Below are 22,611 nucleotides of genomic sequence, written 5' to 3' on the forward strand. Positions count from 1 at the left end.
GACGATCCGCCCGCGTGACGCTTACTGCACCGGCTTGCCGTCGACGTCGATCTTGCGGACCTCGCCGATGTTCAGTGCGCGGATGCCCGACTCGATCTTGCTCATGTCGCCCACGACCACCCACACCAGGCGGTCTGGCGTGAAGCTGCGCGCCGCCAGTGCGTTGGCCTGCTGCGGGGACAGCGACAAGACCTTCTGGGTGTAGGTGTTGTAGTAGTCGTCCGGCAGGCCGTACTGCACGATGTTGGTGTAGGCGCTGGTCAGCTGGCCGGCCGTCTCGAAGCTGCCCGGCAGGCCGAGCGTGTTGTTGTCGACCGCCTGCTTCAGCTCGTCCGCCGTGATCGGCTTGCCGCCGGCGATGTCGCGGTATTCACGCACCAGTTCCTGCAGCGATTCACGGGTCTTGTCGGTCTGCACCGGCGACACGCTCATGAACGCACGCTGGCCCAGGGCCGGCTGCAGCGAGCTGCGGACGCCGTAGGACCAGTGCTTGTCTTCGCGCAGGTTCATGTTGATGCGCGAATTGAAGGAGCCGCCGAACAGGTGGTTGACGATTTCGAGCGGCAGCGCGTCCTCGTGCTTGCGCGGCACCGCCAGCTGGGCGCCGACGATCACGCTCTGCAGCGCGCCCGGACGGTCGACCAGGTAGACCACGTTCTTCGCGGGCGCGGCGACCTCGTTCAGCACCTTCTTCGGCACCTCGCCTGCTTTCCAACCGGCGAAGGCTTTCTCCAGCATCGGCTTGACCTCGGCCAGCGTGGTGTCGCCCACTACCAGCAGGGTGGCGTTGTTCGGCTTGAACCAGGTGGCGTGGTACTTGACCAGGTCGTCGCGGGTCATGCGCTGCACGGCCGCTTCGGTGCCGGTGCCGGTGAAGGGCTTGGCATACGGGTGGCCCTGGCCGTACAGGATGCTCGGCAGCACGCGCAGGGCCATCGTCTGCGGCACGGTCTTCTCGCGTGCGATCGCGGCCAGGCGGTCCTTCTGCAGGCGCTCGAACTCGTTCTGCGGGAAGGACGGGTTGAGGACCAGGTCCGAGTACAGGTTCAGCGCCTGCGGCATGGTCGCCTTGAGCGTGTTCATGTAGACGATCCCGGTGTCGAGGTTGGCGCTGGCGCCGAACTCCGCACCCAGGCTCTCGAAGGCTTCGCCGATCTCCAGCGACTTGCGGGTCCTGGTGCCTTCCTCGAGCATGCGCATGGCCAGGCTGGCGACGCCCGGCTTATCCTGCGCGTCCGAGGCATAGCCGCTGTCCACCAGCAGCTGGAAGTTCACCACCGGCGCATCATGGCGCTCCGCCAGCACGACCTTCAGGCCGTTCGACAGCGTCATCTTCTGCATCTCCGGCAGCTTGAGCGCCATCGGCTTGCCGAGCGCCGGCTCCTTGCTGCGGTCCACGCCCGGCTTGCCTGCCGCCAGGCCGGTCGGGTACGGGTCGACCTGCAGAATGAAGTCGCCGGTGCTCAGCCAGTCGTTCATGGCTTTCTTGACGGATGCCGGGGTGGCGTCCTTGACGCGCTGCAGGTAGACCTTGTAGCAGTCCGGGTTGCCGGTATAGGTCTGGCACGAGGCCAGCAGGTCGCTCTTGCCGCCGAAGCCGCCGACACGCTCGATCATGCGGGTGTACTGGGCCAGGATGGCGGTCTTGGCCAGGCGCAGTTCGGCCTCGGTGGGGCCGTTCTTCATCAGGGCCTGCAGCTCTTCGTCGGCGATGCGTTCCATCTTCGCCACGTCGGCGCCCGGACGCGCGGTCAGGATCATGCTGAACTGGCCGCCGATTTCCGAACTGCTGTTGCTGCCGAACGTGCTGGTGGCCAGCTGGTCCTTGTACACCAGGCGCTTGTACAGGCGCGAGGTCTTGCCGCCGCCCAGCACCAGGCTGGCCAGGTCGAGCTGCACTTCTTCCGGTGTATTGGCGCCCGGGACGTTCCAGGTGCGGTAGATGCGCGACTGCGTCACGCGGTCCTGCGCGCTCGTGCGGTGGGTGCCGGTGCGCTTGGCGATCCAGGCCTGGTGCTTGACCAGCGGCGGGCCCGGCGGAATGTGGCCGTAATACTGCTCCACCTTCTGGCGCGCCACTTCCGGGGTGATGTCGCCGGACAGCACCAGCACGGTGTTGTTCGGGCCGTAGTTGGTCTTGAACCAGTCCTGCACGTCGGTCATCGAGGCCGCATCCAGGTCTTCCATCTTGCCGATCACGGTCCAGGAGTACGGGTGGCCGACCGGGTAGGTGTTGGTCACCAGCAGTTCGTAGGCCAGGCCGTAGGGCTGGTTCTCGCGCTGGCGCTTCTCGTTCTGCACCACGCCGCGCTGCAGGTCGAGCGTCTTCTTGTCGACGGTGCCGAGCAGGTGGCCCATGCGGTCGCTCTCGGCGAACAGCGCATAGTCCAGCATCGAGGTCGGCACGTTCTGGAAGTAGTTGGTGCGGTCCTGGTTGGTGGTGCCGTTCAGGTCGGTCGCGCCGATGCCCTGCAAGGCGCTCAGGTAGGTCTTCTTGAAGTTGTCGCTGCCGCCGAACATCAGGTGTTCGAACAGGTGGGCGAAGCCGGTCTTGCCCGGCTTTTCATTCTTGGACCCCACGTGGTACCAGGTGTTGATCGCCACCACCGGCGTCTTGTGGTCTTCGTGGACCAGCACCGTCAGCCCGTTCTTCAGGGTGAACTTGGTGTACTTGACGTCGGGAATGGGAATGTCGGGCGTGCTGGCCTGGGACTTGGCCGCGGCCGGGGCCGGGGCCGCGTGGACGGTGGTGAAGCCAGTGGCGAGCGCGAGCGCTACTGCCATCTGGAGAGTGCGACGAACGGATACTGCCATGCTGCTCCTCCAAGAGATCATCCGGACAGGATGGGAAACGGCGGGTTGCCGTCAGCCGGGCAGCCAGGGCGAGCTGGCTGCCCGAACCTTGCATTCTAGGCAGCTTTTGTAATTGCAACAAAGAATTTATTGCACAGGGAAGGAAAATCCATGCGCTGAGCATCGGAGTGTGGCTTTCGTAGGGTGGGCGGGTGTCCCGCCCACGCGGTGATAGATAGCGCCCAGAAAGCCGTACCCATGATTTTGTAGCCGGTCGAACGCGTGGGCAGGAGACCTGCCCACCCTACTGCGCATCCGAAAGTTGAACGCGCGTTCAGCAAAGCGTGTTCCAGTCCACTGGACTGGAACACGCCTACGGCACGATGCGCAGCAGGCTGCCCTTCGCTTCGTCGGTAATGGCGTACAAGTGCCCGTCCGGCCCCTGGCGCACGTCGCGCACCCGCTTGCCGATGTCGAGGCGCTCCTGTTGCGCCACCTTGCCCCGGGCATCGAAGGCCACCCGGCGGATGTCCTCGGTGGCCAGGCCGCCCGAGAACAGGCTGCCGCGCCAGGCCGGGAAAGCCGACCCGGTGTACCAGGCCAGGCCGGAAGCGCCGGTCGACGGCGTCCACACGACCAGGGGATTCACCATGCCCGCAACGACCCGCTTGCCGATCGGCTCGCGGGTCTTGTAGTCCTGGCCATAGCTCTGCAGCGGCCAGCCGTAGTTCTTGCCGCCCTCGATCACGTTGATCTCGTCGCCGCCGCGCGGACCGTGCTCGCTCGCCCATACGCGGCCGTTGGCGTCCACCACCATGCCCTGGATATTGCGGTGGCCGATGCTCCACAGCTCGGGCAGCGCGCCCTTCTGCGCGGCCAGCGGGTTGCCCGGGGCCGGCTTGCCTTCGGCGGTGAGGCGCAGGATGGACCCGTTGTGGCTGCCGACGTTCTGGGCCTGGTCGCGCGCCAGCATGTTGCCCACGCGCGCAGGCGGGTTGCCGCCGTCGCCGATGCTCATCAGGAGCGTGCCGTCCTTCAGGAACACGATGCGCGAGCCGAAGTGCTGGCCGCCGCTCTTCGACGGCGAGGCCGTGAACAGGGTCTTGATGCCGTGCACGCGCTTGCCGTCGAAGACACCCTGTACCAGCACCGTGCGGTTCGCATCCTGGGTGCCGCCGGCCATCGTCATGTACACGCGCGGATTCGGACCTTTATCGGCCGGATGCACGGCGATGTCGAGCAGGCCGCCCTGGCCTTGCGTGAACAGGGCCGGCAGCCCTTCGACCGCGACGTCCTGCACGCGCTTGCCGTCAACGAGGTGCAGCGTGCCCTTCTTGCCGGTGACCAGCATGCGGCCGTCGGCCAGCCAGGTCATGGCCCAGGGCTGCGGCAGGCCGTCCACGACGGTCTCGAGCTTCCAGCCCTTGGCGGCGGGCGGCTCGGCCACCGGTTCGACTTCCTGCGCCACGGCGCTGGCGCAGCCCATTGCGATCAGCGTGGCAACGAACATGGCAAATCCTTGATTACTTGGCATGAAATATCTCCCGGGATTGGTCAAAGCATTAACAAAGTGTTCTTTTTACCGCATTTTCCTGCATTTTCTCTGCACGTTTAACACAAGAGGCGTAGAATTTACATTTGAGTGAACCCAGTCATAAGGATCTCTGACGATGATGCAACGACGCGCCTTCCTGAAGTCCTCCCTCCTCGCAGTTTCCGCCACCGCTTCCACGCTCAGCATTCCAGCGCTTGCCAAAACGTCACAGCCCGCTTTGCAGCCGGCTTTGCAGCCGACCTCCGGCGAGCGTGTCCTGCGCCTGTACAACACGCACACCGGCGAGAAGCTGAAGTCCGTGTTCTGGGCCGAAGGCGCGTTCATCCCGGATGCGATGAAGGACATCAACAAGGTGCTGCGCGACCATCGCAACAACAAGATCGCGCAGATCGACCCCGAGCTCCTGCTGCTGCTCACCCAGCTCAACGACAAGCTGGACAACGGCCGCGAACTGCACATCATTTCCGGCTACCGCTCGCCCGAGTCGAACGCCAAGCTGCACGCGGCCAGCGGTGGCGTGGCAAGGCGCAGCCTGCACATGGACGCCAAGGCCATCGACATCCGCCTGCCGGGCAAGGACCTCAGGATGCTGCACAAGGCGGCCATGTCGCTCAAGGGCGGCGGTGTCGGCTACTACGCCGACTCGCAGTTCGTCCACATGGACACCGGCCGCGTCCGTTCCTGGTAAGGCCATGACGCGGCTTTCCGCCCGCGTCATCCTCTGCCTGGCCGTCCTGGCCGGCGGAGCGCATTCCTCAGCTGCCTGGGCGCAAGCCGCCGGGCAGCCTGCGACCGTGAAGGTGCAATCCACCCGCGACCCGGTCGACAAATCCTACCGAAAAATGATCAAGGGTATGGAACGCTACGCACGCGAGCGTGCCCTGGCCCCGAACGCGCCCTTGCGCTTCCAGCTGCTGCCGCGCCTGCCGGGCGTCGACATGCGCGGCATCACGCTGCGTATCGCGGGCGACTCCGTCAGCGTGCCCGTCCCTGTGGCCGAAGACAACAGCTTCGTCCTGCCCAGTAACGAGGCCGCGCTGCGCGAAGACGCGGCCGTGGTCGCCAACCGCAAGACCACCAGCATGACCTGGCGCGCCCTGGTCGTCACGCCCGGCCTGCCCGCCGGCACGCGGCGCCTTGGCGACATGCGCCTGGAGTGCCTGGTCGGGGTCGAGGCCGGCCTGGTGTCCAACAGCTCGCCGCTGTTCGGCTGGATCTCCAATGCCCTCACCACGCCCGAGCAGGTGTGCGGCGGCCCGGGCGGCAACTACCTGTTCTTCGCCGACCGCCCCATTTTCGGGGTACGCCTGCGCGCCGGCGAGCGTGTCGAAACCCTGCCCTTCAACATGCTCTATGCGGGCGGCGAATTGACGAAGGCCGACCTGCAGTTCTGCGACTGCCAGGTCATGCTCGACCGCACCTTCTACGCGCCGATCTGGGACAAGTCCTGGTCCGACGATACCCTGGTCGAGTTCGAGTACATGGAGGAGGCGCGGTGAAATCCACCATGTGCGCCCTGTTCGCCCTGCTCCTGCTGGCCGGCTGCGCCACCTCGTCCGCGCCGCCTGGCGCCCAGGCGCCGATCGAGCGGCTGCAGGGGGCCGTGACTCCCGGCGCCACCACCAGGGCGCAGCTGCTGGCCGCTTTCGGACCCACCAGGCAGGTCGTGTTCGACAGCGGCTACGAGGCCTGGGTGTACCAGTCGCCGGTCGGAAGCGGACGCTTCGCGGAGTTCGTCGTGCTGATCGATCCTGCCGGCGTCGTGGCCAGGACGCGCACGCGCCCGCCCGGCCCGCCCTGAACCACGAGCTTGGCGCCTGGTTCAGGCCGGGACGTAGGTCAGCTTGAGCACATCCCCGTCGATCCGCTCGTGCGCCACCAGGCGCAGCGGCGGGCGCGGCCCGGCGAAGTATGGCGTGCCCCCACCCAGCACCACGGGGTGCAGGTAGATGCGGTACTCGTCGATCAGGCCGAGTTCGGTGAGGCTGCGCGCCAGGTCCGGGCCGGCGACTTCGATCTCGCCCTCGGTGCCGGCCTTCAGCCTGCGGATCGCGCCCTCGAGATCATCCTCGAGAAGAATGGCATTCGGACCGAGCGACTGCGCGGAGCGCGACGCGACCCATTTGGTCTGCCTGCGCCATGCCAGCGCGAAGGCCTGCTCGTCCGCGTTCCATTCCGGATGATCCTCGTCCCAGTAACGCATGATCTCGTAGATGCGGCGGCCGTAGATGCTGCCGGTCTGCCCCCGCGCCTCTTCGACGAAGTGGCGAAACAGCCTTGGGCCGGGCGCAAACGCCATGTGGTCGACGTAGCCGTCCAGGGACTGGTTCATTCCGAATACGAGCTTGGCCATGTTCTCCTTTCCGCGCGCGGTGCGTCCGCGCTGCCGACTGCGTCATCCGATCATATCAGGCTTGCTCGGGTATCCATTCGAGCAGGTCGGTGACACCGATATCGACCTGCAGTTGCGACAGCAGGGTGCTGGCCTGGCCGCGGTGGTGCGTCTGGTGGTTGAACAGGTGCAGCAGCAATGCCCCCGCGTTCTTGCGGTAGTCGCCGCGCGCGTTCCTGTAGGAGACCGGCTGCGCCAGGTCGCCATCCGTGATTTCCGCCGCCAGGGCCTCGATGACAGCATCGACCCGCGCGCGCAGTTCCCACAGCGAATCCAGCTCGTCGCTGTAGCGATGCGCGAGACCGGTGGGTACGGGGATGCCGGCCAGGGCGGCCAGGGAAGGAAAGCCGGCCGGATGCCCCCTCATCCTCCCCAGCCAGATGAGGTCTCCCACCATGATGTGATTCAGGGTGCCGAGTATCGACCCGAAAAAGGCGCCCCGGTCGGCGCCCAGCACGTCGTGCGGCAAGCTGGCCGCCGCGGCATACAGTTTCCGGTTCATCGACGCGTTATAGCTGGCCAGTAGAACGATGTCTTCGCGGGTCGGCATGGGTGGTGGTGTTCTTGTGAGATCGATGCGGAATCAGGATTCTTCGCCGGGCGTCCCGCCATCGCCCTTACCCTTGCCTTCGATGTGCTTGATGCCGCGCCGGGCAAGGCCTTCCCGCAGCAGGAATTCGATCTCTGCGTTCACGCTGCGCAGGTCGCGCGCGGCGAGGCGCTGCAGTTCCTCCCACAGCGCAGGATCGATCCGTAGGGGAAAGGCTTTTTTGCCAGGACTTGCCATGCTGTTCGGCGCTTGGTCTTAGTTATAAAGTGTGCCCGTGTTGACGATCGGCTGGGTTTCCTTGTCCGAACACAACACCACCAGCAGGTTGCTGACCATGGCCGCCTTGCGCTCGTCGTCGAGTTCGACGATGCCGCGCTCCGACAATCCTTTCAGCGCAGCTTCCACCATACTGACGGCGCCATGGACGATCTTGGCGCGGGCGCTGATGATCGCCTCGGCCTGCTGGCGGCGCAGCATCACCTGGGCAATCTCGGCAGCATAGGCCAAATGGGTCAGCTTCGCATCGAGCACTTCCACGCCGGCCGCTTCGAAGCGGGCCTGCAGCTCGCGCTGGAGCGCGTCGGCCACCACGTCCATGCCGGCGCGCAACGTGGTTTCCCCTTCAGGCAAGTCCTCGCCCTCGTCGTAGGCATACTGCGATGCCAGGTGACGCAGCGCGGCCTCGGCCTGGATCGACACGTAGCGCTCGAAGTCGTCGACTTCGAACACGGCCTGGGCGGTGTCGCGCACGCGCCAGACGACGGCCGCGCTGATCTCGACCGGGTTGCCGCGCTTGTCGTTCACCTTCAGCGTGGGCGCATTGAAATTCCGGGCGCGCAGCGACAGGCGCCGCTTGACATACAGGGGGAAGGCCCAGCGCAGGCCCTCGCTGCGGTCGGTACCGATGTACTTGCCGAACAGGGTGAGGATCGCGCTTTCGTTCGGCTGGAGCATGAACAAGCCGGCCAGGCAGATGAGCGCGGCCAGCACCATCGCAGCAATGGCCAGGATGGTCGGGAAGCCGCCGCCCGTTTCGGCCCCGGACTTGAACAGGTAGACGGCCCCTAGCAGCAGCGCAATCCCGGCAGCGGCCGCCAGGTAGCCATTCGCGGATGAGAACGCCTTTTCGCGGCGCGTGGTTGCTGCGTGCATGCTTGACTCCTTCTAGGCAAGTAACATCAAAGTGATATCACTTTAGGATCACTATAAATTAATGTCAAGCAATTTAACTAAAGATTAGGAAATGGATTAAGCTTGGGTTGACGGCACACCAGCAAAGGCAAGCATGTTCGCGGTATCCATCAAAGGCGTCTTCCACACGCCATCGGGCGAGGTCGTCCTGCTCATGAACGAGCGTGACGAATGGGAACTCCCTGGCGGCCGCATCGAGCCCGGGGAAACCCCGGAGGAATGTGTCGTGCGGGAGATCAGGGAAGAACTCGGCTTGTCCGTGGTGGCCGAGGACTTGCTCGACACCTATCTGTTCGAGGTCGTCCCGGGCAAGCACGTGTTCATCGTCACCTACGGCTGCCGTCTCGATGGTGCGTTCGATCCCCGCATCAGCCACGAGCACAAGCGCATCGGGACGTTTGCACCAGACGCGCTCCCGGCTCGTCTGCCACCGGGTTACCGCGCCTCGATCGCTGCCTGGTCCTGCCGTTGCGGCCTGCCGGCGTAGTAGAGTTGCACATCTTCATTCCAGGATGCCGACCCATGCCGCGCCAGCTTGCCCTTTCCCTCGCATTGAGCACCCTGCTCGCCACCGCTGCACAGGCCCAGGGCCTGTCGCCCATCGAGCAGCGCATCGCCGGCGAGGTCAAGGCCTGGCAGCCGGAGGCCGTCCAGCTGCTCGAGCGCAGCGCCCGCATCAACAGCGGCACCTTCAACATGGCGGGCGTGCGCGCGGTCGGCGAGGTCTACCGCAAGGAACTGGAGGCGCTCGGCTTCAAGACCGTGTGGATCGACATGCCGCGCGAGATGGGGCGCGCCGGCCACCTGGTGGCGAACCGCATGGGTACGCGAGGAAAGCGCCTGCTGCTGCTCGGCCACCTCGATACCGTGTTCGAGCCGGACGCCCCCGCCCCGCTGTGGGAACGCGAGAGCGAGACCACGGCGCGCGGCCAGGGCGTCGGCGACATGAAGGGCGGCAACGTGGTCGCGATCGCCGCCCTGCGCGCCCTGCACCGCGCGGGAGCGCTCGACGGCGCCACGATTACCGTCGTGTTCACCGGCGACGAGGAAGAAGCCGGCCACCCGCGCGAGATCTCGCGCCGCGACCTGGTCGAGCTGGCCAGGCGCAGCGACGTCGCGCTCAGCTTCGAAGGCGCCGTCGCCGGGCCGGACGGCGGGGCGATGGCCACGGTCGGCCGCCGTGCCACCGCCAGCTTCGACCTTGACGTCAAGGGCCGCCAGGGCCATTCGCAAGGCGTGTTCGGCCCTGCCGGCTACGGCGCCGTGTACGAGGCCGCGCGCATCCTCGACGGCTTCCGCCAGCACGTGGTCGAGCCGGGACTCACCTTCAACCCGGGCGTGATCCTGGGCGGCACCGACGTCAGCTTCGACGAGGCCAGTACGAAGGGCACGGCGGCCGGCAAGACCAATGTCGTCGCCAACACGGTCACGGTGCGCGGCGACCTGCGCTACCTCGATTACGCCCAGCGCGACCGCGCCCATGCCCGCATGCGCGAGATCGTCGCGCAGAGCCTGCCCGGCGCCAGCGCCACGATCCGTTTCCGCGATTCCTATCCGCCAATGGCGGTCACGCCCGGCAACCTGAAGCTGCTGGAACTATATTCGCAGGCAAGCTTCGATGCCGGCCTGGGTGCGGTGGGCGCGGTGCCGGCGACCGCGCGCGGCGCTGGCGACATCCAGTTCGTGGCGCCCCACGTCGACAGCCTCGACGGCCTGGGCGCGAGCGGCGGCGCGGCCCACTCGCCGAACGAGCGCGTGGACCTGACGTCGCTGGAACGCTCGGCGGTCCGCGCTGCACTATTGATGTACCGCCTGACGCGCTAGCCGGCCCGCACCGCTGGCGAATTCTGCTGGCGAAGCCTGCCGGTTCACTGGCAGAATGACAGCAAGCTGGCGGCGGAGCCGCCGGCATTCCGGGAGACTGTCATGCATACGTGGACGCGCTTGCCGCTGCTGTTGCTGTTCCTCCTGTCCCTGGGCCTGGCGGCTTGCGGCGGTGGAGGAGGCAGCCCGGGTACGCCCGGCCCGACGCCACCTGCGGCCACCACCGGCACGCTGGCGGTCGTCACCAGCGGGCTGCCGGCCGGCGTGAACGCCTCGGTGCGCGTGAGCGGCCCCGCCAATTATCAGCAAGACCTGACCGGTTCGCAAACGCTGTCGAACCTGGCCGCCGGCAGCTACAACGTCGCTGCGGCGCCCGTCACCGCGGGCGGCGTCACCTACGCGCCCTCGCCCGCCACCCAGGGCGCCGTCGTCACCGCAGGCGGCAATGTCACCGCCACCGTGAGCTACGGCGGCGCGGCCGTGGGAATCGCGCTGAGCCAGGTCGCATCCAGCTTCGACAGCCCGACCTACCTCACCGCGCCGTCCGGCGACGCACGGCTGTTCGTCGTCGAGCGGCCGGGCCGCATCCGCATCGTCAACAACGGCAGCACCCTGACGGCGCCCTACCTCGACATCAGCAGCCGCGTCTTCACCGGCGGCGAAGGCGGACTGCTGTCGATGGCCTTCGACCCGCAGTTCGCGAACAACGGCTACTTTTACCTCTACTACACTGACCCGCAACTGAACATCGTCATCGAGCGCTTTACGGCCGGCAGCAATCCCAACCTGGCGGACCCGACCTCGGGCCTGGTCATCCTGCGCGTCCCGCATCCGACCTTCACCAACCATTTCGGCGGCCAGGTCGCGTTCGGCCCGGACGGCAACTTGTACCTCGCCACCGGCGACGGCGGCGGCGGGGGCGACCCGAACCGCAATGGCCAGAACCTGAATTCGCTGCTGGGCAAGCTGCTGCGGATCGACGTGCGGGGCGCGACCGCCGCACAGCCCTACGCGATCCCTGCCGGCAATCCCTACGCCGGCCAGGCCGGCCGCCGCGCCGAGATCTGGGCGGCCGGGCTGCGCAACCCATGGCGCTTCAGCTTCGACGGCAGCCAGCTCTACCTGAGCGACGTCGGCCAGGACCGGCGCGAGGAAGTCAATATCGGCGCGGCCGGCGCCGCCGGACTCAACTACGGCTGGAACACCATGGAAGGCACGCTGTGCTATGGCGCCGCCAGCTGCGACCAGGGCGGCCTGACCCTGCCCGCCTTCGAATACGACCACGGCGCGAACGACGCCAACGGCTGCTCGATCACCGGCGGCTTCGTCTACCGCGGCAGCGCCATTCCCGGGCTGCAGGGGCGCTACTTCTACTCGGACTACTGCCGCGGTTTCCTGAAGAGCTTCCTGGCCAGCGGCGCCAGCGTGGGCGAGCAGCGCGACTGGAACGTGGGCAGCATCGGCAACGTGGTCTCCTTCGGGCAGGATGGACAGGGCGAGTTGTATCTCATGACGTCGGCCGGCATCGTCTATAAAATAGGACGATCCACTACTCCATGAGCTTAGAATAGAGAAATGGCACGCTTACAACTCACCTTTCCCGAAGACCAGTTCTGCTATTCCACCCCGATGTCGGTGCGCGTCACCGACATCAATGGCGCCAACCACCTCGGCAACGATTCGATGATCTCGATGATTTCAGAGGCGCGCGCGCGCTTCCTGTTCGAGTTCGGCGTCGCCGAGACCGAGCGCGACGGCACCGGCATCATCGTCACCGACCTGGCGACGACCTACCGCGCCGAGGCGCATGCGCGCGACCAGCTGCTGTTCGAAGTGGGGGTCATGGATTTCAACAAGTACGGCGGCGACATCATCTTCCGCATCACCCGCCCGCGCGACCGCAAGCTGATCGCCATGGCGAAGTCGGGCTTCGTCTTCTACAACTACAAGACCAGCCAGGTCGTGATGATGCCGGAAGACTTCCGCGGCAAGTTCGACCGCGTGAACTGGATCGACTGAGCGCCGGCGGCCGGCCTTCAGCCTTTTCGAACAGACTCGACTGCCAACGCCGGCTCCCGCCGGCAGCTTTCGAGCTTCGCGCCGCCCACATCCACCGGCCCATACCACTCGTACACGCCGGCAAAGCCCCCGGTGCGCAGGATCCACGCCTTCCTGGTCGCGCTGTCGAACAGCACCGTGTGCCGGAAACCGTCGCTGACGGCTTCCGGATAGCCGAGGGGCAGGCGCAGCAGCTTCCCTTCCGGGGCAGCCGGCCCTCTGGCGGCCGGAATCGGCGTGTCGAAGCCCGCAAACGAGATGCCATAGCGGCGCGCCAGTGCCTCCAGCTCGGGGCAGGCCAGCGCCGGCGTCGACAGGGCCAGTGCCGCAATGGCAAGGGACAGGCGTTTCATGATTCGGACCTCTTTGTCAGAGACATTGTGCAAGTAAACGATAGCAGAGCCTCGGCCAGAGCGCATCTGTTCCGCTGTTTTCGTTCTTTCTGGAAAATAGCTGGAACTTTCCGGCCCCGTCACCGGAATACAGGTAAAGATGACGACCATGACCGCCCTCGCCCCCGACACCGCCGACCATGAACTGCTGCGCCAGACGCATGCGGGCCGCGCCGACGCCTTCACGGCGCTGTTCCGGCGCCACCAGGGTCCGCTGTACCGCTACGCGCTGATGCGCTGCGGTGCGCCGGACGTGGCGGCCGACGTGGTGCAGGAAGCCTTCATGGGCCTGCTGACACAGCGCCTCGCCTTCGATCCCCTGCGCGGCCAGCTGCAGCATTTCCTGGTCGGCGTGGTGCGCAACATGATCCTGAAGCTGGAGGAGCCGCGCCGGCGCCAGGTAGCGCTGCCGGAACCCGGCGAGGATGGCGAGCTCGATCTCGATGTCGCCGCCGAAGGCGCCGAGCCGCTCGCCCGTTTGCTGGGCAACGAGGCGGCCGAGGAAGTACGGCGCGCGCTGGCCCTGCTGCCGCCGCACTACCGCGACGTGGTCATCCTGTATGAATTGCATGAACTGTCCTACCAGGAGATCGCCGTGATCTGCCAGGTCGACATCGGCACCGTCCGCTCGCGCCTGTCGCGCGGCAGGGCGGCCCTGGCCAAGCGCCTCGGGGCGCACGGACCGGCATGCCTCGCACATTGATGGAGCAGACGATGGATATGAAACAAAACCCGGACGACGCCCTCGCCCCCTGCCTTGCCGCGCTGCGCGGCGAGCTGGCCGGCATCGATGCGCCGCGCTGCGTGGAGAAAGAGCTGCTGCAGGCCTTCGAGCGCCAGTTCGCGCGCAAGCCTGCGACGAAGCGCCGCTGGTACCAGCTGCTGACCCTGCCGCAATGGGGCACCGCCGGCGCCCTGTGCTCGCTGACGGCGGTCGTGTTGCTGCTGGCCCAGTCGCCGCACCAGGCGGTGAGCGTGAGCGGACCGCCGCTGGTCGGCTTCGACAACGGCGCCGCCTTCGTCGCCCTCGATTCGCTCGAACGCATCGAAGCGGAGCCCGACGCGCGGCTGGTCGAGGCCGAGGTGCCGCGCACCGCGCTGGCGTCGCTCGGCGTGCCGGTGAGCCCGGAGAACGCGGCCGACACCGTGCGCGCCGAAATGCTTGTCGCCGCCGACGGCCATCCGCTGGCCGTGCGGCTCAGTTCCACCCTGAGTTCCACTAACTAGTACCTGACATTGACCCACAAGAGGATGCCATGATGACCAAGAAGATCGTGATTGCTGCACTGCTGGCCTGCGCCTTCGCGCCGGCCCTGGCCGAAGAGATGGGCTTCGAGGACGAGCCGCGCGCCGAGCGCCGCATCGTCACCCGCAGCGGCGGCGACCTGCACCTGCGCCTGGCGGATGGCCTGAACCTTGCCGGTGTCGGCAACGGCATGACGGTCGTGCACATGAACTCGGCGAAAATGATCAAGAACGCACCCTATAGCGCCGAGATGGTGTCGGAACGCGTGCAGACGCTAAGTGACGGCAACGAGATCGTCCGCAAGACCAGCTCGATGAGCTACCGCGACAGCGCCGGCCGCACCCGCACCGAAGTGCGCAACGAAGACGGCGAAGTGACGACGGTGACGATCCACGATCCGGTGGAAGGCGTACGCTACATCCTGCGCCCGCGCGACAAGAGCGCGATCAAGGTGGGGGCAGTGCGTGCCGGCGCCATCCGCGAACATGCCCGGCTTGCCGCGGCCGATGCGCATGCTGCCGGCGCCTCGGCCAGGATGGCCGCCGAACAGGCGCGCATCAAGATCGAGGAGCTGCGCCGCGAGGGCAAGCTGCCCGAGGGCGAGCGCATCATCGTCAAGCAGGTCGAGCGCTCGGGCGGCGCCGGCGAGCACAAGGACGTACAGATCCGTATCGCCCAGGTCGCCGAAGGGCGCGCTGCAGCGCGCATCGGTCCGATGCTCGCCGGGGCGTTCGGCGACCACAAATGGGCGGCCAAGACCGAAACGAAGGAGCTCGGCACCCGTGAATTCAGCGGCGTAAAGGCCACCGGCGTGCAGCGCAGCTACGAGATCCCGGCCGGCGAGATCGGCAACCGCAACCCGATCGTCGTCAGCACCGAGACCTGGACCTCGCCGGAACTGCAGGCCGTGTTGTACCAGAAACGCAGCGACCCGCGCTCGGGCGAATCCGTGTTCCGCGTCGAGAGCCTGAAGCGCGACGAACCGGCGGCCGCCCTGTTCACCGTGCCGTCGGATTACACGGTCAAGGACCCGGCGACGCTGGCCAAGGAAGCATTGGAAAAGTCGGCCGCCGCGCGGGCCAAGGCCGACCGGAAGGGCTGACCTGAGGGGATGAACGACAACGGCGCCAGTTCACGCTGGCGCCGTTTTTTCATGCCTGTCCTGCTCGTTCAGGACTTCTTTTTCTGCAAGATGGTCTTGTTGAACCATTCCTCGATCATGCGCTTCTCGAAACGCAGGCGATCGCCGTCGGACAGGCGGCTCGCCCGGTGCAGGTAATTCATGTCCGCCAGCTTGTCGTCACCGCTGCGAACGACCTGGCCGTTGGCGCTCAAGGTATAACGCAAGGTCATGACGGGCCAGTCTGCACCACCCTTCAGGATGCGCAGGTCGCGCGCACCGCGCGAATTCGGGTATTCACGGCCGGCCAGGTCGATGTCGGTCACGTCCACCGTCAGTTCCTGTCCCGCCGGCAGCGACTTGCCCAGTTCGCCGAAAAAGCTCGTCAGGTCGTCCAGCACTTCCTTGCGTTCCCACTGCGCGAACGGCAGGTCCGAGAACTTGTCGGACTCCACATAATTGACGGTCACGCCCGCCGAGGCGCCGCTGGCACCCAGCGCGAGCAGGCTAGCCAAGGCTACTTTGCCAATCACCGATTTCATTGCTTTCCCTTTCACTGTTTCGGACTGCTACATGTTCCGAATATACGCCCTTTGCGCCGTCTTTCCAGTGGCGGGTGTGTCGAAGTTTTGTATCCAAATGTTAGTCCGCGCCGGCCGGGAACGCAGGCGAAAAAAAACAGCGCGACGCGCTGTTTTTCCCATCCGGGTATGCCGGATTATTTTTTCAGGATGGTCTTGTTGAACCAATCGTTGAGCATGCGTTTCTCGAAGCGCAGGTTGTCGGTTTCGTAAGCACCCCTGATCGGCCGCACCATGTAACGCTGGTCGCGCAGCTGGACGGCGCCGCTGTCGATCGTCTGGCCGTTGGCGGTCAGGGTGTAGTGGATTTCCATGTAGGGCCAGTCGCCCTTGCCTTCGCGTACGCGCAGGTCGCCGGAGGCGCGGTTGCCCGGATATTCCTGGCCGGAGAGGTCGATGTCGGTGATGTTCAGGGTCAGGTCGTGGCCTGCCGGCAGATCCTTGGCTAACTTGTCGAAATGCTTGGTCAGGTCTTTCAGCACCAGCTCGCGCTCCCACTCGCCGGAGCCAATGTCCGAATACTTCTCGGGATTCACATAGTTGACCGTGATGCCCGCCGACGCGGCGCCGGCGCCCAGCACGAGGACGGCTGCAACGGCCGCTTGTCCAATCAGCTTTTTCATCTCTCTCCCTTTGTTGTTCAGTATCACTAAACTTCCAATATATGCTCTTTACGCCCAGCTTTACTCTCTCTTTAGCAAGAATTTTGTATCGAAATGTTAGGACCCGCACAACGGCCTATCCTGGCTGAGTAGAGAATCGGGTAAAGGAGGGCGACCGTGCCGGAAGGACCATCACTCTATATCTTGAAGGAACTGGTCAAGGACTTCACTGGCCAGGACATCGTTCGGGCGGACGGCAACGTCCGCGCCATCGAGCCTGGACGCCTGGTCGGCCAGCGCATCGACGCCATCCACACCTGGGGCAAGCACCTGCTGATCGAGACGCCGGACATGGTCGTGCGCGTCCACTTCCTGTTGTTCGGCACGTATCGCATCAATGAGCGGCGCGAGGGCAAGACGCCGCGCCTGTCGATCGAGACGGCAGAGGGCGACGAGCTCAACCTCTACGCCTGCCAGGTCCGGGAAATCGACCGCGCCACCTACGAGGCCTACGACTTCAGCGCCGACGTCATGTCCGACACCTGGGACCCGAAGAAGGCGCGCAAGAAGCTGCGCGCCCAGCCCGACATGCTGGCCTGCGACGCCCTGCTCGACCAGGACATCTTTTCCGGCGTCGGCAACATCATCAAGAACGAGGTACTGTTCCGCATCCGCGTGCATCCGCTGTCGACGGTGGGCGCCCTGCCTGCTCCCAAGCTGCGCCTGCTGGTCGACGAGGCCCGCCAGTATTCCTTCGATTTCCTCGCATGGAAGCGCCAATACGTGCTCAAGCAGCACTGGCTGGCCCATGCGAAGCGCATCTGCCCGCGTTGCGACATTCCCTTCATGAAAGCCCACCTGGGTTGCTCGAACCGGCGCAGCTTTTACTGCGAACGCTGCCAGAAACGCTACGGCTAACGCCCGTTTTCCATTTTGTCTTTACCTATTGCACATAGCTTGCGACTGTGTGACATCGTTAACCAACACTTTTAATGTTGCCTGTTGTTAAGGGCTGATAGCCGTACTACAATCGATTTGACTCGCGGCATTTTTCTTTAGAACTCCAACACGGTAAGCCTATGTCCTTCCTGTCCAACACGGCGCCAAAGCTGGCTCCATGGAAAGTCCTGCTGGTCGACGACGAGCCCGACATCCATGACATCACCAAGCTGACCCTGTCGCGCTTCCGCCTCGACGGGCGCGCGCTGCATTTCCTGCATGCCTACAGCGGCGAGGAAGCCAGGGAGATCCTGTCGCGTGAACCGGACATCGCACTGGTGTTCCTCGATGTGGTAATGGAACGCGAAGACAGCGGCCTCGATGTGGCGCGCTGGATGCGCCGCGAGCTCGACAACCAGTTCACCCGCATCGTGCTGCGCACCGGCCAGCCGGGCCAGGCGCCGGAAGAGCGCGTGATCGTCGACTACGACATCAACGACTACAAGGAAAAGACCGAGCTCGATCGCACCAAGCTGTTCACCACCACCTTCGCCGCCCTGCGCGCCTACCGCGACATCATGAAGGTCGAGGATGCGCGCCGCGCGCAGCAGACCTACCGCGAAGGCCTGGAGCGCGTGATCGCCGCCTCGACCCACATCTTCCAGCAGCGTAACCTGAAGGATTTCGCCAACGGCCTGCTGCAGCAGGTGGTGGCGCTGCTGCGCCTGGAGCAGAGCATGCTGCTGCGCCTGAAGGGTGCCAGCGTGATCACCGGCGAAAGCCAGTACGAGGTGCTGGCCCAGATCGGCGACATGGAAAGCGACGAGATGGGCCCCGAGCTGGTGGCCAAGCTGGACGACGCGCGCCACAACCGCATCTCGCGCCTGCACGGCGACACCTATGTCGGCTACTTCCCGAACCGCACCGGCAAGGCCTCGCTGCTGGTGCTCAAGGGCGTGGAAGAGATCGCGGAGATCGACGCCCAGCTGCTCGAGGTGTTCTGCTCGGGCGTGGCGGTGGCTTTCGACAACATCCTGCTGAACCAGGAAATTACCGACACCCAGGCGGAACTGATCCTGCGCCTGGGCGACGTGGTGGAATCGCGCTCGAACGAAGCGGGCAACCACGTGCGCCGCATGGCCCAGGTGTGCCATCTGCTGGCCCAGGCTGCCGGCATGCCGGACGACGAGGTCGCGACCCTGATGCACGCGGCGCCGATGCACGACGTGGGCAAGATCGCCACCCCGGATGCGGTGCTGCTCAAGCCGGGCAAGCTGACCCAGGACGAGTGGGAAATCATGAAGCAGCACCCGACCGTGGGCCTGCAGATCCTGGACGGCTCGCAGCGCCCGATCCTGAAGGCCGCGGCCGTGATCGCGCACCAGCACCACGAGAAGTTCGACGGCAGCGGCTACCCGCAAGGCCTGCGGGGCGATGCCATCCACCCATATGCCCGCATCGTGGCGGTGGCCGACGTGTTCGACGCCCTCAGCCACAAGCGCTGCTACAAGGACGCCTGGCCGGCCGAGAAGGTCACCGAGCACCTGCGCGAGGTGGCGGGGCACCACCTGGATCCGTATTACGTCGACCTGCTCGTCAAGAACATGGACAAGGCGCTGGAAATCAATGCGCGCTGGCCCGACTGATTTTTGTTCGTAGGGGTGATCTGGTCCAGTGAACCAGATCACGCTTCGCCGACCGCGCGTTCAGCCAGAATACGAATAAGCGCGCAGGCAGCAATACCGTAATGTGAACGCGCGGTCGGCGGTCATTCAGTCCAGTGGACTGAATGACGACCACCCTACTTTTTGAGCGACCGCGGGAAGCGCAGCTGATACTGCAAGCCTTTCCCCGGTTCGCTGTCCGCTTTCACCGTTCCGCCCAGCGCCCCCGTCACCAGGTTGTGCAGGATGTGCGCTCCCAGCCCGCTTCCGCCGCTGCCGCGCTTGGTGGTGAAGAAGGGATCGAACAGCTTGCCCAGGGTCTCCCCGTCCATGCCGACGCCGTCGTCGGCGTAATCGAACTGCACCTGCTCGCCTTCCAGCCTGGCGCGGATCGTGATGTTGCCCGGCTGGTCGCGCTCGAAGCCGTGCACGAGCGAATTCATGAGCATGTTGGTGACGATCTGCGACACCGCGCCCGCCGAACTCTCCAGCACCAGGTCTGCCGGGCAATCCACGTCCACTTTCACGAAGCGGCCCTTGAACTTGGGCTGCAGCGACTGCAGCACTTCCTGCAGGTAGGCCTTGAGCTTGAAGTGGCGGATGTCGCCCGAGGACTGGTCCACCGCCACCTGCTTGAAGCTGCGCACCAGGCTTGCCGCGCGCTGGGTGTTGGTGGTCATGATGCGCAGCGACTGGTCGACGATGTCGAGAAAAGCGTTCAGGCTGTCCTCGGTCATCTCTCCCGCAGCCATCTCCTCGCGCGTGAGCCGGAGTTCCTCCACCAGGTGGCTGGTCGCGGTCACGCAGATGCCCAGCGGGGTGTTGATTTCATGGGCCACGCCGGCTACCAGGCCCCCCAGCGAAGCCAGCTTCTCCTTGCGCACCAGCTCCGACTGCGCTTCCTGCAGCTTGTGCAGCGCCTCGTTCAGCGCCGCATTCTGCTGCTCCAGCGCTTCCTTGGTCTTGCGGATCTTGCGGTCGGCCTGCAGGCGCGCCAGCGCCACCGCGACGTGGCTGGCCATGAAGGCCAGCAGGTCGAGATCGGCCTTGGTGTACACCGTGGACGGGTCGTAGCTCTGCACCACCAGCACGCCATAGGGCTCATCGTGCACCAGCATCGGTGCACCGATCCAGCTGGCGATCCCGGTATCGCCCAGCGGCTCCTTCACCAGGCCGTTCGCGACCAGGTGGCCGAAACTGGTGGCGTCGTGGAGCTGCGCCTGCTTGCTGCCCAGGACGTATGAAACCATCCCCTTCCCCACCGGGAAACGCCTGAGCGGGGCTTCGCTGTGCTTTTCGTCGACGAAATACGGAATACTGATTTCCCGGGTGTCGGGGTGGTGCAGCGCGATCAGGAAGTTCTTGGCCACCATCAGCTCGCCGATGATGCGGTGCAGGCTGGCCGTGAGGGTGTCGGTGTCCAGCGCCTGCGCCGACAGGCTGGCGATCTGGTAGAGGGCGTGCTGCACCTGTTCGGCGCGGCGGCGCTCGGCCACCTCGATCGCCAGCGCGGCGGTGCGTTCCTGCACCGCGCGTTCGAGCCGGTCCATGCTCTGCAGGCCCTGCAGCGCATTCGACACGTGGTTGGCGATCTGCAGGAACAGCGCCTGGTCTTCCTCGCTGTAGACGACGCCCTCGGTATAGCTCTGGATGACGATCGCGCCCAGCGCCTGCTGGTGGCGGTCGAGCAGCGGCGCACCCATCCAGTGCTCGGCGGCGGCGCCATGCCCCCACTGCATGCCCTCGCTCCTGCGCGCGGCAAAATCGGCCGCGGTGATCATCAGGCGGCGCTTGTTCACCACCACCCAGGAAGTGGGCGATTCCTCCGGCGCTGCAAGGCGTACGCGGCGCCCCGCGACCGGCACTTCCTCGTCGGCTTCGTCGACGAAGTACGGGAACCAGATCGTTCCGTCTTCGCGGTCGCACAGGGCCACATAAAAATTGGCCGCATACATGATGCGGCCGAGCGCGCGGTGCACCGCGCCGATCAATTCGACGATGTCGCTGCAGGTGGTCGACAGCTCCCCGATCTCGAGCAGCATCGACTGGACCGCTTCCAGCCGGGCGAGACGTTCCATTGCTTCCCCAAGGTAATTAATTCCAAGGGGAAATATTAGCAGTTCGGGCGCGGTAGCCGAAGCCTTATCGCTGCAAACTGTGGTGCGGATTCCTCACCCGCGCGGCGCCCGGAAGTCGTTCTCGATCCAGGCGGCGGCCGAGGCAGGGGTCAGCTTGAAGCCGGCGTGCACCCGCACCTTGGCCACCTGCTCGCCCATCTCATCAAGGGCGGCCAGGATGGCGTAGGGATCGTCGTCGTCCGGCACGATGTCCAGCGTGACCTTCAGCTCCCCGCTTTCGGTGGAGACGACCGTGTTCTTGTGCAGGATCGCGTGCAGGTGCTGCTCATGACGGCGGATCACTTCCGACGCCGTCTTGATCAGGGTGTTGAAAGCATTCACGTCGAGCGGTTTCGGGTTCTTCTTGTCGCGCCCCATCGTCCAGGGGCCGACCAGCGCCGGCTCGCGCTCGCCATCTTTATACATTGCAACCGCCCAGCCTTCATCGTCGTCGTTCTTGATCACGCGCGCGGTCCAGCCGTTGCCCTGCCACAGGCGGGCTTCCTGCACCAGGGCATCTTCGTTGCCTTCGCCTTCGTGTTCGTCGTGCTCGTTCATGGTCGTGTTTCCTCATGCCTCAAAGCAGAGATCATAGAGGAAACCGACCACAGGAAGAAGCCCGATTAACTTAAACGCTTCTGGCAAAACTCTCAGGGCAAGGCGCAGCGTCGCAGACAGTACTTTTGTACGGCAAGACGCTGCAACGCGGCCATGGGAGTTTTGCGGGCGTAGCGGGGGCAGCGCCAGTCGGGGCCGCGCGGAGGCTGGAGGGGCGGGCCCACCGGTCGCGGACGCGGATCGACCGCGGGAGACGGCGCCTCCCGGTTGAAGGGGTTGATGATGATCGGCGGAATGGCAGGCGGCGCCGATGGCGGGCCTTTGGGACCACTGTTGGCCAACGCGGGATGCAGGACGGCCAGGTGGTCCCCCATTTTCTGGATGACAGCTTGCATAGGATCCCCCTGTTGCAGAACAGGCTGTCAGTATAGGAAAGGATTCGCCCAATACAAGGCAAAATCGACCACGTTTCTTGCCTGGCGGCTGCAGCGCCGCGCTCCCACTTATCGCGTCTGCACGCGTCCCGGCGCGCCGAAAATGCATCCTGTCGCAAAGCCGTGGCCGCCCTGGACGCACGCCCTTACAGTTCAACCATGCCGCGACAGACAGCGCACCCGAAACCCAGCCCATTGAAGAGGACCACCATGAAAAACTTTGCCAAATTCGCCCTCCTGTTCCTGTTTGCCCTCTTGCTGCTGGACGTCGCCTTCGACGCCGCCGACTTCATGAGCTTCAACATCGACGGCGACGAGATCGACGGGCCGCTGGGCGCCCTGCTGGCCATCGTCTTTGCCGGCGGCGGCCTGGTGATCGGCGGCGCGGTACTGCTGGTGGTGGGCGTGGTGCTGGCGGTGGTGTTCGCCGGCGTGGGCGTGATCCTGCTGGGCTCCCTCGGCGTGGCGGCGGTGGCCGTGGCCCTGGCGATCTCCCCGCTGCTGCTGCCGCTGCTGGTGCCGGTCGCCATCGTCTGGTACCTGGCCAGCCGCAGCCGCAAGGCGCGCGTCGTGCAGCCGGCGGCCTGATCACGCG

Annotated in this window: 24 protein-coding genes; 13 read left to right on the forward strand and 11 right to left on the reverse strand. The window is 65.5% G+C overall.

The features are described from left to right. Positions 1-21: 21 nt before the first annotated feature. Both AC56KL_RS16500 and AC56KL_RS16505 read right to left on the reverse strand, forming a co-directional pair. The gene (locus AC56KL_RS16500) at positions 22-2,814 is read right to left on the reverse strand and encodes a M16 family metallopeptidase (RefSeq protein ID WP_497181250.1); all 2,793 of its coding nucleotides are present in this window, start codon (positions 2,812-2,814) and stop codon (positions 22-24) included. A gap of 352 nt (positions 2,815-3,166) precedes the next feature. Further along, complete coding sequence (locus tag AC56KL_RS16505) at positions 3,167-4,303, reverse strand: PQQ-dependent sugar dehydrogenase (RefSeq protein WP_497181251.1); 1,137 nt, start codon at positions 4,301-4,303, stop codon at positions 3,167-3,169. 274 nt (positions 4,304-4,577) lie between these two features. Between AC56KL_RS16505 and mepK the strand changes: the two genes are divergently transcribed. From mepK to AC56KL_RS16520, 3 genes are read left to right on the forward strand one after another with little or no spacing between them, the layout of a single operon-like run. Next, positions 4,578-5,036 (forward strand): peptidoglycan L,D-endopeptidase MepK, encoded by a 459-nt coding sequence (gene mepK / locus AC56KL_RS16510; protein ID WP_497181252.1) that lies wholly within the window; start codon positions 4,578-4,580, stop codon positions 5,034-5,036. A gap of 4 nt (positions 5,037-5,040) precedes the next feature. After that, positions 5,041-5,847, forward strand: a complete 807-nt coding sequence (locus AC56KL_RS16515) for a hypothetical protein (protein ID WP_497181253.1) — start codon at positions 5,041-5,043, stop codon at positions 5,845-5,847. Further along, on the forward strand, positions 5,844-6,149 hold the full coding sequence (locus AC56KL_RS16520) for a hypothetical protein (RefSeq protein WP_497181254.1): 306 nt from the start codon (positions 5,844-5,846) through the stop codon (positions 6,147-6,149). Before AC56KL_RS16515 ends, AC56KL_RS16520 begins: the two co-directional genes overlap by 4 nt. Positions 6,150-6,170: 21 nt before the next feature. Here the strand turns inward: AC56KL_RS16520 and AC56KL_RS16525 are convergent, their stop codons facing one another. The 4 genes from AC56KL_RS16525 to AC56KL_RS16540 are packed head-to-tail and all read right to left on the reverse strand — an operon-like array spanning position 6,171 to position 8,442. Next, positions 6,171-6,701 (reverse strand): dihydrofolate reductase family protein, encoded by a 531-nt coding sequence (locus AC56KL_RS16525; protein WP_497181255.1) that lies wholly within the window; start codon positions 6,699-6,701, stop codon positions 6,171-6,173. 55 nt (positions 6,702-6,756) lie between these two features. Beyond that, positions 6,757-7,290 carry a DinB family protein gene (locus tag AC56KL_RS16530; RefSeq protein WP_497181256.1) on the reverse strand — a complete coding sequence of 178 codons (534 nt, stop codon included), beginning with the start codon at positions 7,288-7,290 and terminating at the stop codon, positions 6,757-6,759. Positions 7,291-7,323: 33 nt separating this feature from the next. Continuing rightward, the gene (locus AC56KL_RS16535) at positions 7,324-7,527 is read right to left on the reverse strand and encodes a type II toxin-antitoxin system antitoxin (RefSeq protein ID WP_497181257.1); all 204 of its coding nucleotides are present in this window, start codon (positions 7,525-7,527) and stop codon (positions 7,324-7,326) included. Between the two features lie 18 nt (positions 7,528-7,545). Next, positions 7,546-8,442 (reverse strand): SPFH domain-containing protein, encoded by an 897-nt coding sequence (locus tag AC56KL_RS16540; protein WP_497181258.1) that lies wholly within the window; start codon positions 8,440-8,442, stop codon positions 7,546-7,548. Between the two features lie 133 nt (positions 8,443-8,575). Here AC56KL_RS16540 and AC56KL_RS16545 point away from each other — a divergent pair, with 133 nt between their 5' ends. The 4 genes from AC56KL_RS16545 to AC56KL_RS16560 all read left to right on the forward strand — a co-directional run bounded on the left by AC56KL_RS16545 (position 8,576) and on the right by AC56KL_RS16560 (position 12,324). Then, on the forward strand, positions 8,576-8,968 hold the full coding sequence (locus tag AC56KL_RS16545; RefSeq protein WP_497181259.1) for an NUDIX hydrolase: 393 nt from the start codon (positions 8,576-8,578) through the stop codon (positions 8,966-8,968). Positions 8,969-9,003: 35 nt separating this feature from the next. Further along, positions 9,004-10,305 carry a M20/M25/M40 family metallo-hydrolase gene (locus tag AC56KL_RS16550; RefSeq protein ID WP_497181260.1) on the forward strand — a complete coding sequence of 434 codons (1,302 nt, stop codon included), beginning with the start codon at positions 9,004-9,006 and terminating at the stop codon, positions 10,303-10,305. Between the two features lie 102 nt (positions 10,306-10,407). Continuing rightward, complete coding sequence (locus tag AC56KL_RS16555; RefSeq protein WP_497181261.1) at positions 10,408-11,865, forward strand: PQQ-dependent sugar dehydrogenase; 1,458 nt, start codon at positions 10,408-10,410, stop codon at positions 11,863-11,865. 15 nt (positions 11,866-11,880) lie between these two features. Further along, positions 11,881-12,324 carry a thioesterase family protein gene (locus AC56KL_RS16560; RefSeq protein ID WP_497181262.1) on the forward strand — a complete coding sequence of 148 codons (444 nt, stop codon included), beginning with the start codon at positions 11,881-11,883 and terminating at the stop codon, positions 12,322-12,324. Positions 12,325-12,341: 17 nt separating this feature from the next. Here the strand turns inward: AC56KL_RS16560 and AC56KL_RS16565 are convergent, their stop codons facing one another. Next, positions 12,342-12,716, reverse strand: coding sequence for a hypothetical protein (locus tag AC56KL_RS16565; protein ID WP_497181263.1), 375 nt, complete (start codon positions 12,714-12,716; stop codon positions 12,342-12,344). 148 nt (positions 12,717-12,864) lie between these two features. Between AC56KL_RS16565 and AC56KL_RS16570 the strand changes: the two genes are divergently transcribed. Genes AC56KL_RS16570 through AC56KL_RS16580 form a run of 3 tightly spaced genes read left to right on the forward strand, consistent with a single transcriptional unit; the run spans position 12,865 to position 15,103 of the window. After that, entirely contained in the window at positions 12,865-13,458 is a 594-nt protein-coding gene (locus AC56KL_RS16570; RefSeq protein WP_497181264.1) for an RNA polymerase sigma factor, read from the forward strand. An 11-nt stretch (positions 13,459-13,469) separates the two neighbouring features. Then, positions 13,470-13,982 carry a hypothetical protein gene (locus tag AC56KL_RS16575; RefSeq protein WP_497181265.1) on the forward strand — a complete coding sequence of 171 codons (513 nt, stop codon included), beginning with the start codon at positions 13,470-13,472 and terminating at the stop codon, positions 13,980-13,982. A gap of 29 nt (positions 13,983-14,011) precedes the next feature. Next, positions 14,012-15,103, forward strand: coding sequence for a hypothetical protein (locus AC56KL_RS16580; protein WP_497181266.1), 1,092 nt, complete (start codon positions 14,012-14,014; stop codon positions 15,101-15,103). A gap of 68 nt (positions 15,104-15,171) precedes the next feature. On the opposite strand, the gene AC56KL_RS16585 is transcribed toward AC56KL_RS16580, so the two are convergent. Both AC56KL_RS16585 and AC56KL_RS16590 read right to left on the reverse strand, forming a co-directional pair. Beyond that, entirely contained in the window at positions 15,172-15,663 is a 492-nt protein-coding gene (locus tag AC56KL_RS16585) for a DUF3016 domain-containing protein (protein WP_497181267.1), read from the reverse strand. Positions 15,664-15,839: 176 nt separating this feature from the next. After that, on the reverse strand, positions 15,840-16,325 hold the full coding sequence (locus AC56KL_RS16590) for a DUF3016 domain-containing protein (RefSeq protein WP_497181268.1): 486 nt from the start codon (positions 16,323-16,325) through the stop codon (positions 15,840-15,842). A 156-nt stretch (positions 16,326-16,481) separates the two neighbouring features. Between AC56KL_RS16590 and AC56KL_RS16595 the strand changes: the two genes are divergently transcribed. Both AC56KL_RS16595 and AC56KL_RS16600 read left to right on the forward strand, forming a co-directional pair. Continuing rightward, entirely contained in the window at positions 16,482-17,222 is a 741-nt protein-coding gene (locus AC56KL_RS16595) for a DNA-formamidopyrimidine glycosylase family protein (protein WP_497181269.1), read from the forward strand. A gap of 161 nt (positions 17,223-17,383) precedes the next feature. Next, the gene (locus tag AC56KL_RS16600) at positions 17,384-18,889 is read left to right on the forward strand and encodes a DUF3369 domain-containing protein (protein WP_497181270.1); all 1,506 of its coding nucleotides are present in this window, start codon (positions 17,384-17,386) and stop codon (positions 18,887-18,889) included. Between the two features lie 155 nt (positions 18,890-19,044). On the opposite strand, the gene AC56KL_RS16605 is transcribed toward AC56KL_RS16600, so the two are convergent. Beyond that, the gene (locus AC56KL_RS16605) at positions 19,045-20,985 is read right to left on the reverse strand and encodes a GAF domain-containing sensor histidine kinase (RefSeq protein WP_497181271.1); all 1,941 of its coding nucleotides are present in this window, start codon (positions 20,983-20,985) and stop codon (positions 19,045-19,047) included. Between the two features lie 93 nt (positions 20,986-21,078). Continuing rightward, on the reverse strand, positions 21,079-21,582 hold the full coding sequence (locus AC56KL_RS16610; protein ID WP_497181272.1) for a hypothetical protein: 504 nt from the start codon (positions 21,580-21,582) through the stop codon (positions 21,079-21,081). Between the two features lie 644 nt (positions 21,583-22,226). On the opposite strand from AC56KL_RS16610, the gene AC56KL_RS16615 reads away from it, so the two are divergent. Continuing rightward, a complete protein-coding gene (locus tag AC56KL_RS16615) occupies positions 22,227-22,604 on the forward strand; it encodes a hypothetical protein (protein ID WP_497181273.1) in 378 nt (125 codons plus the stop codon). Positions 22,605-22,611 lie beyond the last annotated feature (7 nt).

The organism is Telluria sp. ZB4P34, from assembly GCF_059686055.1.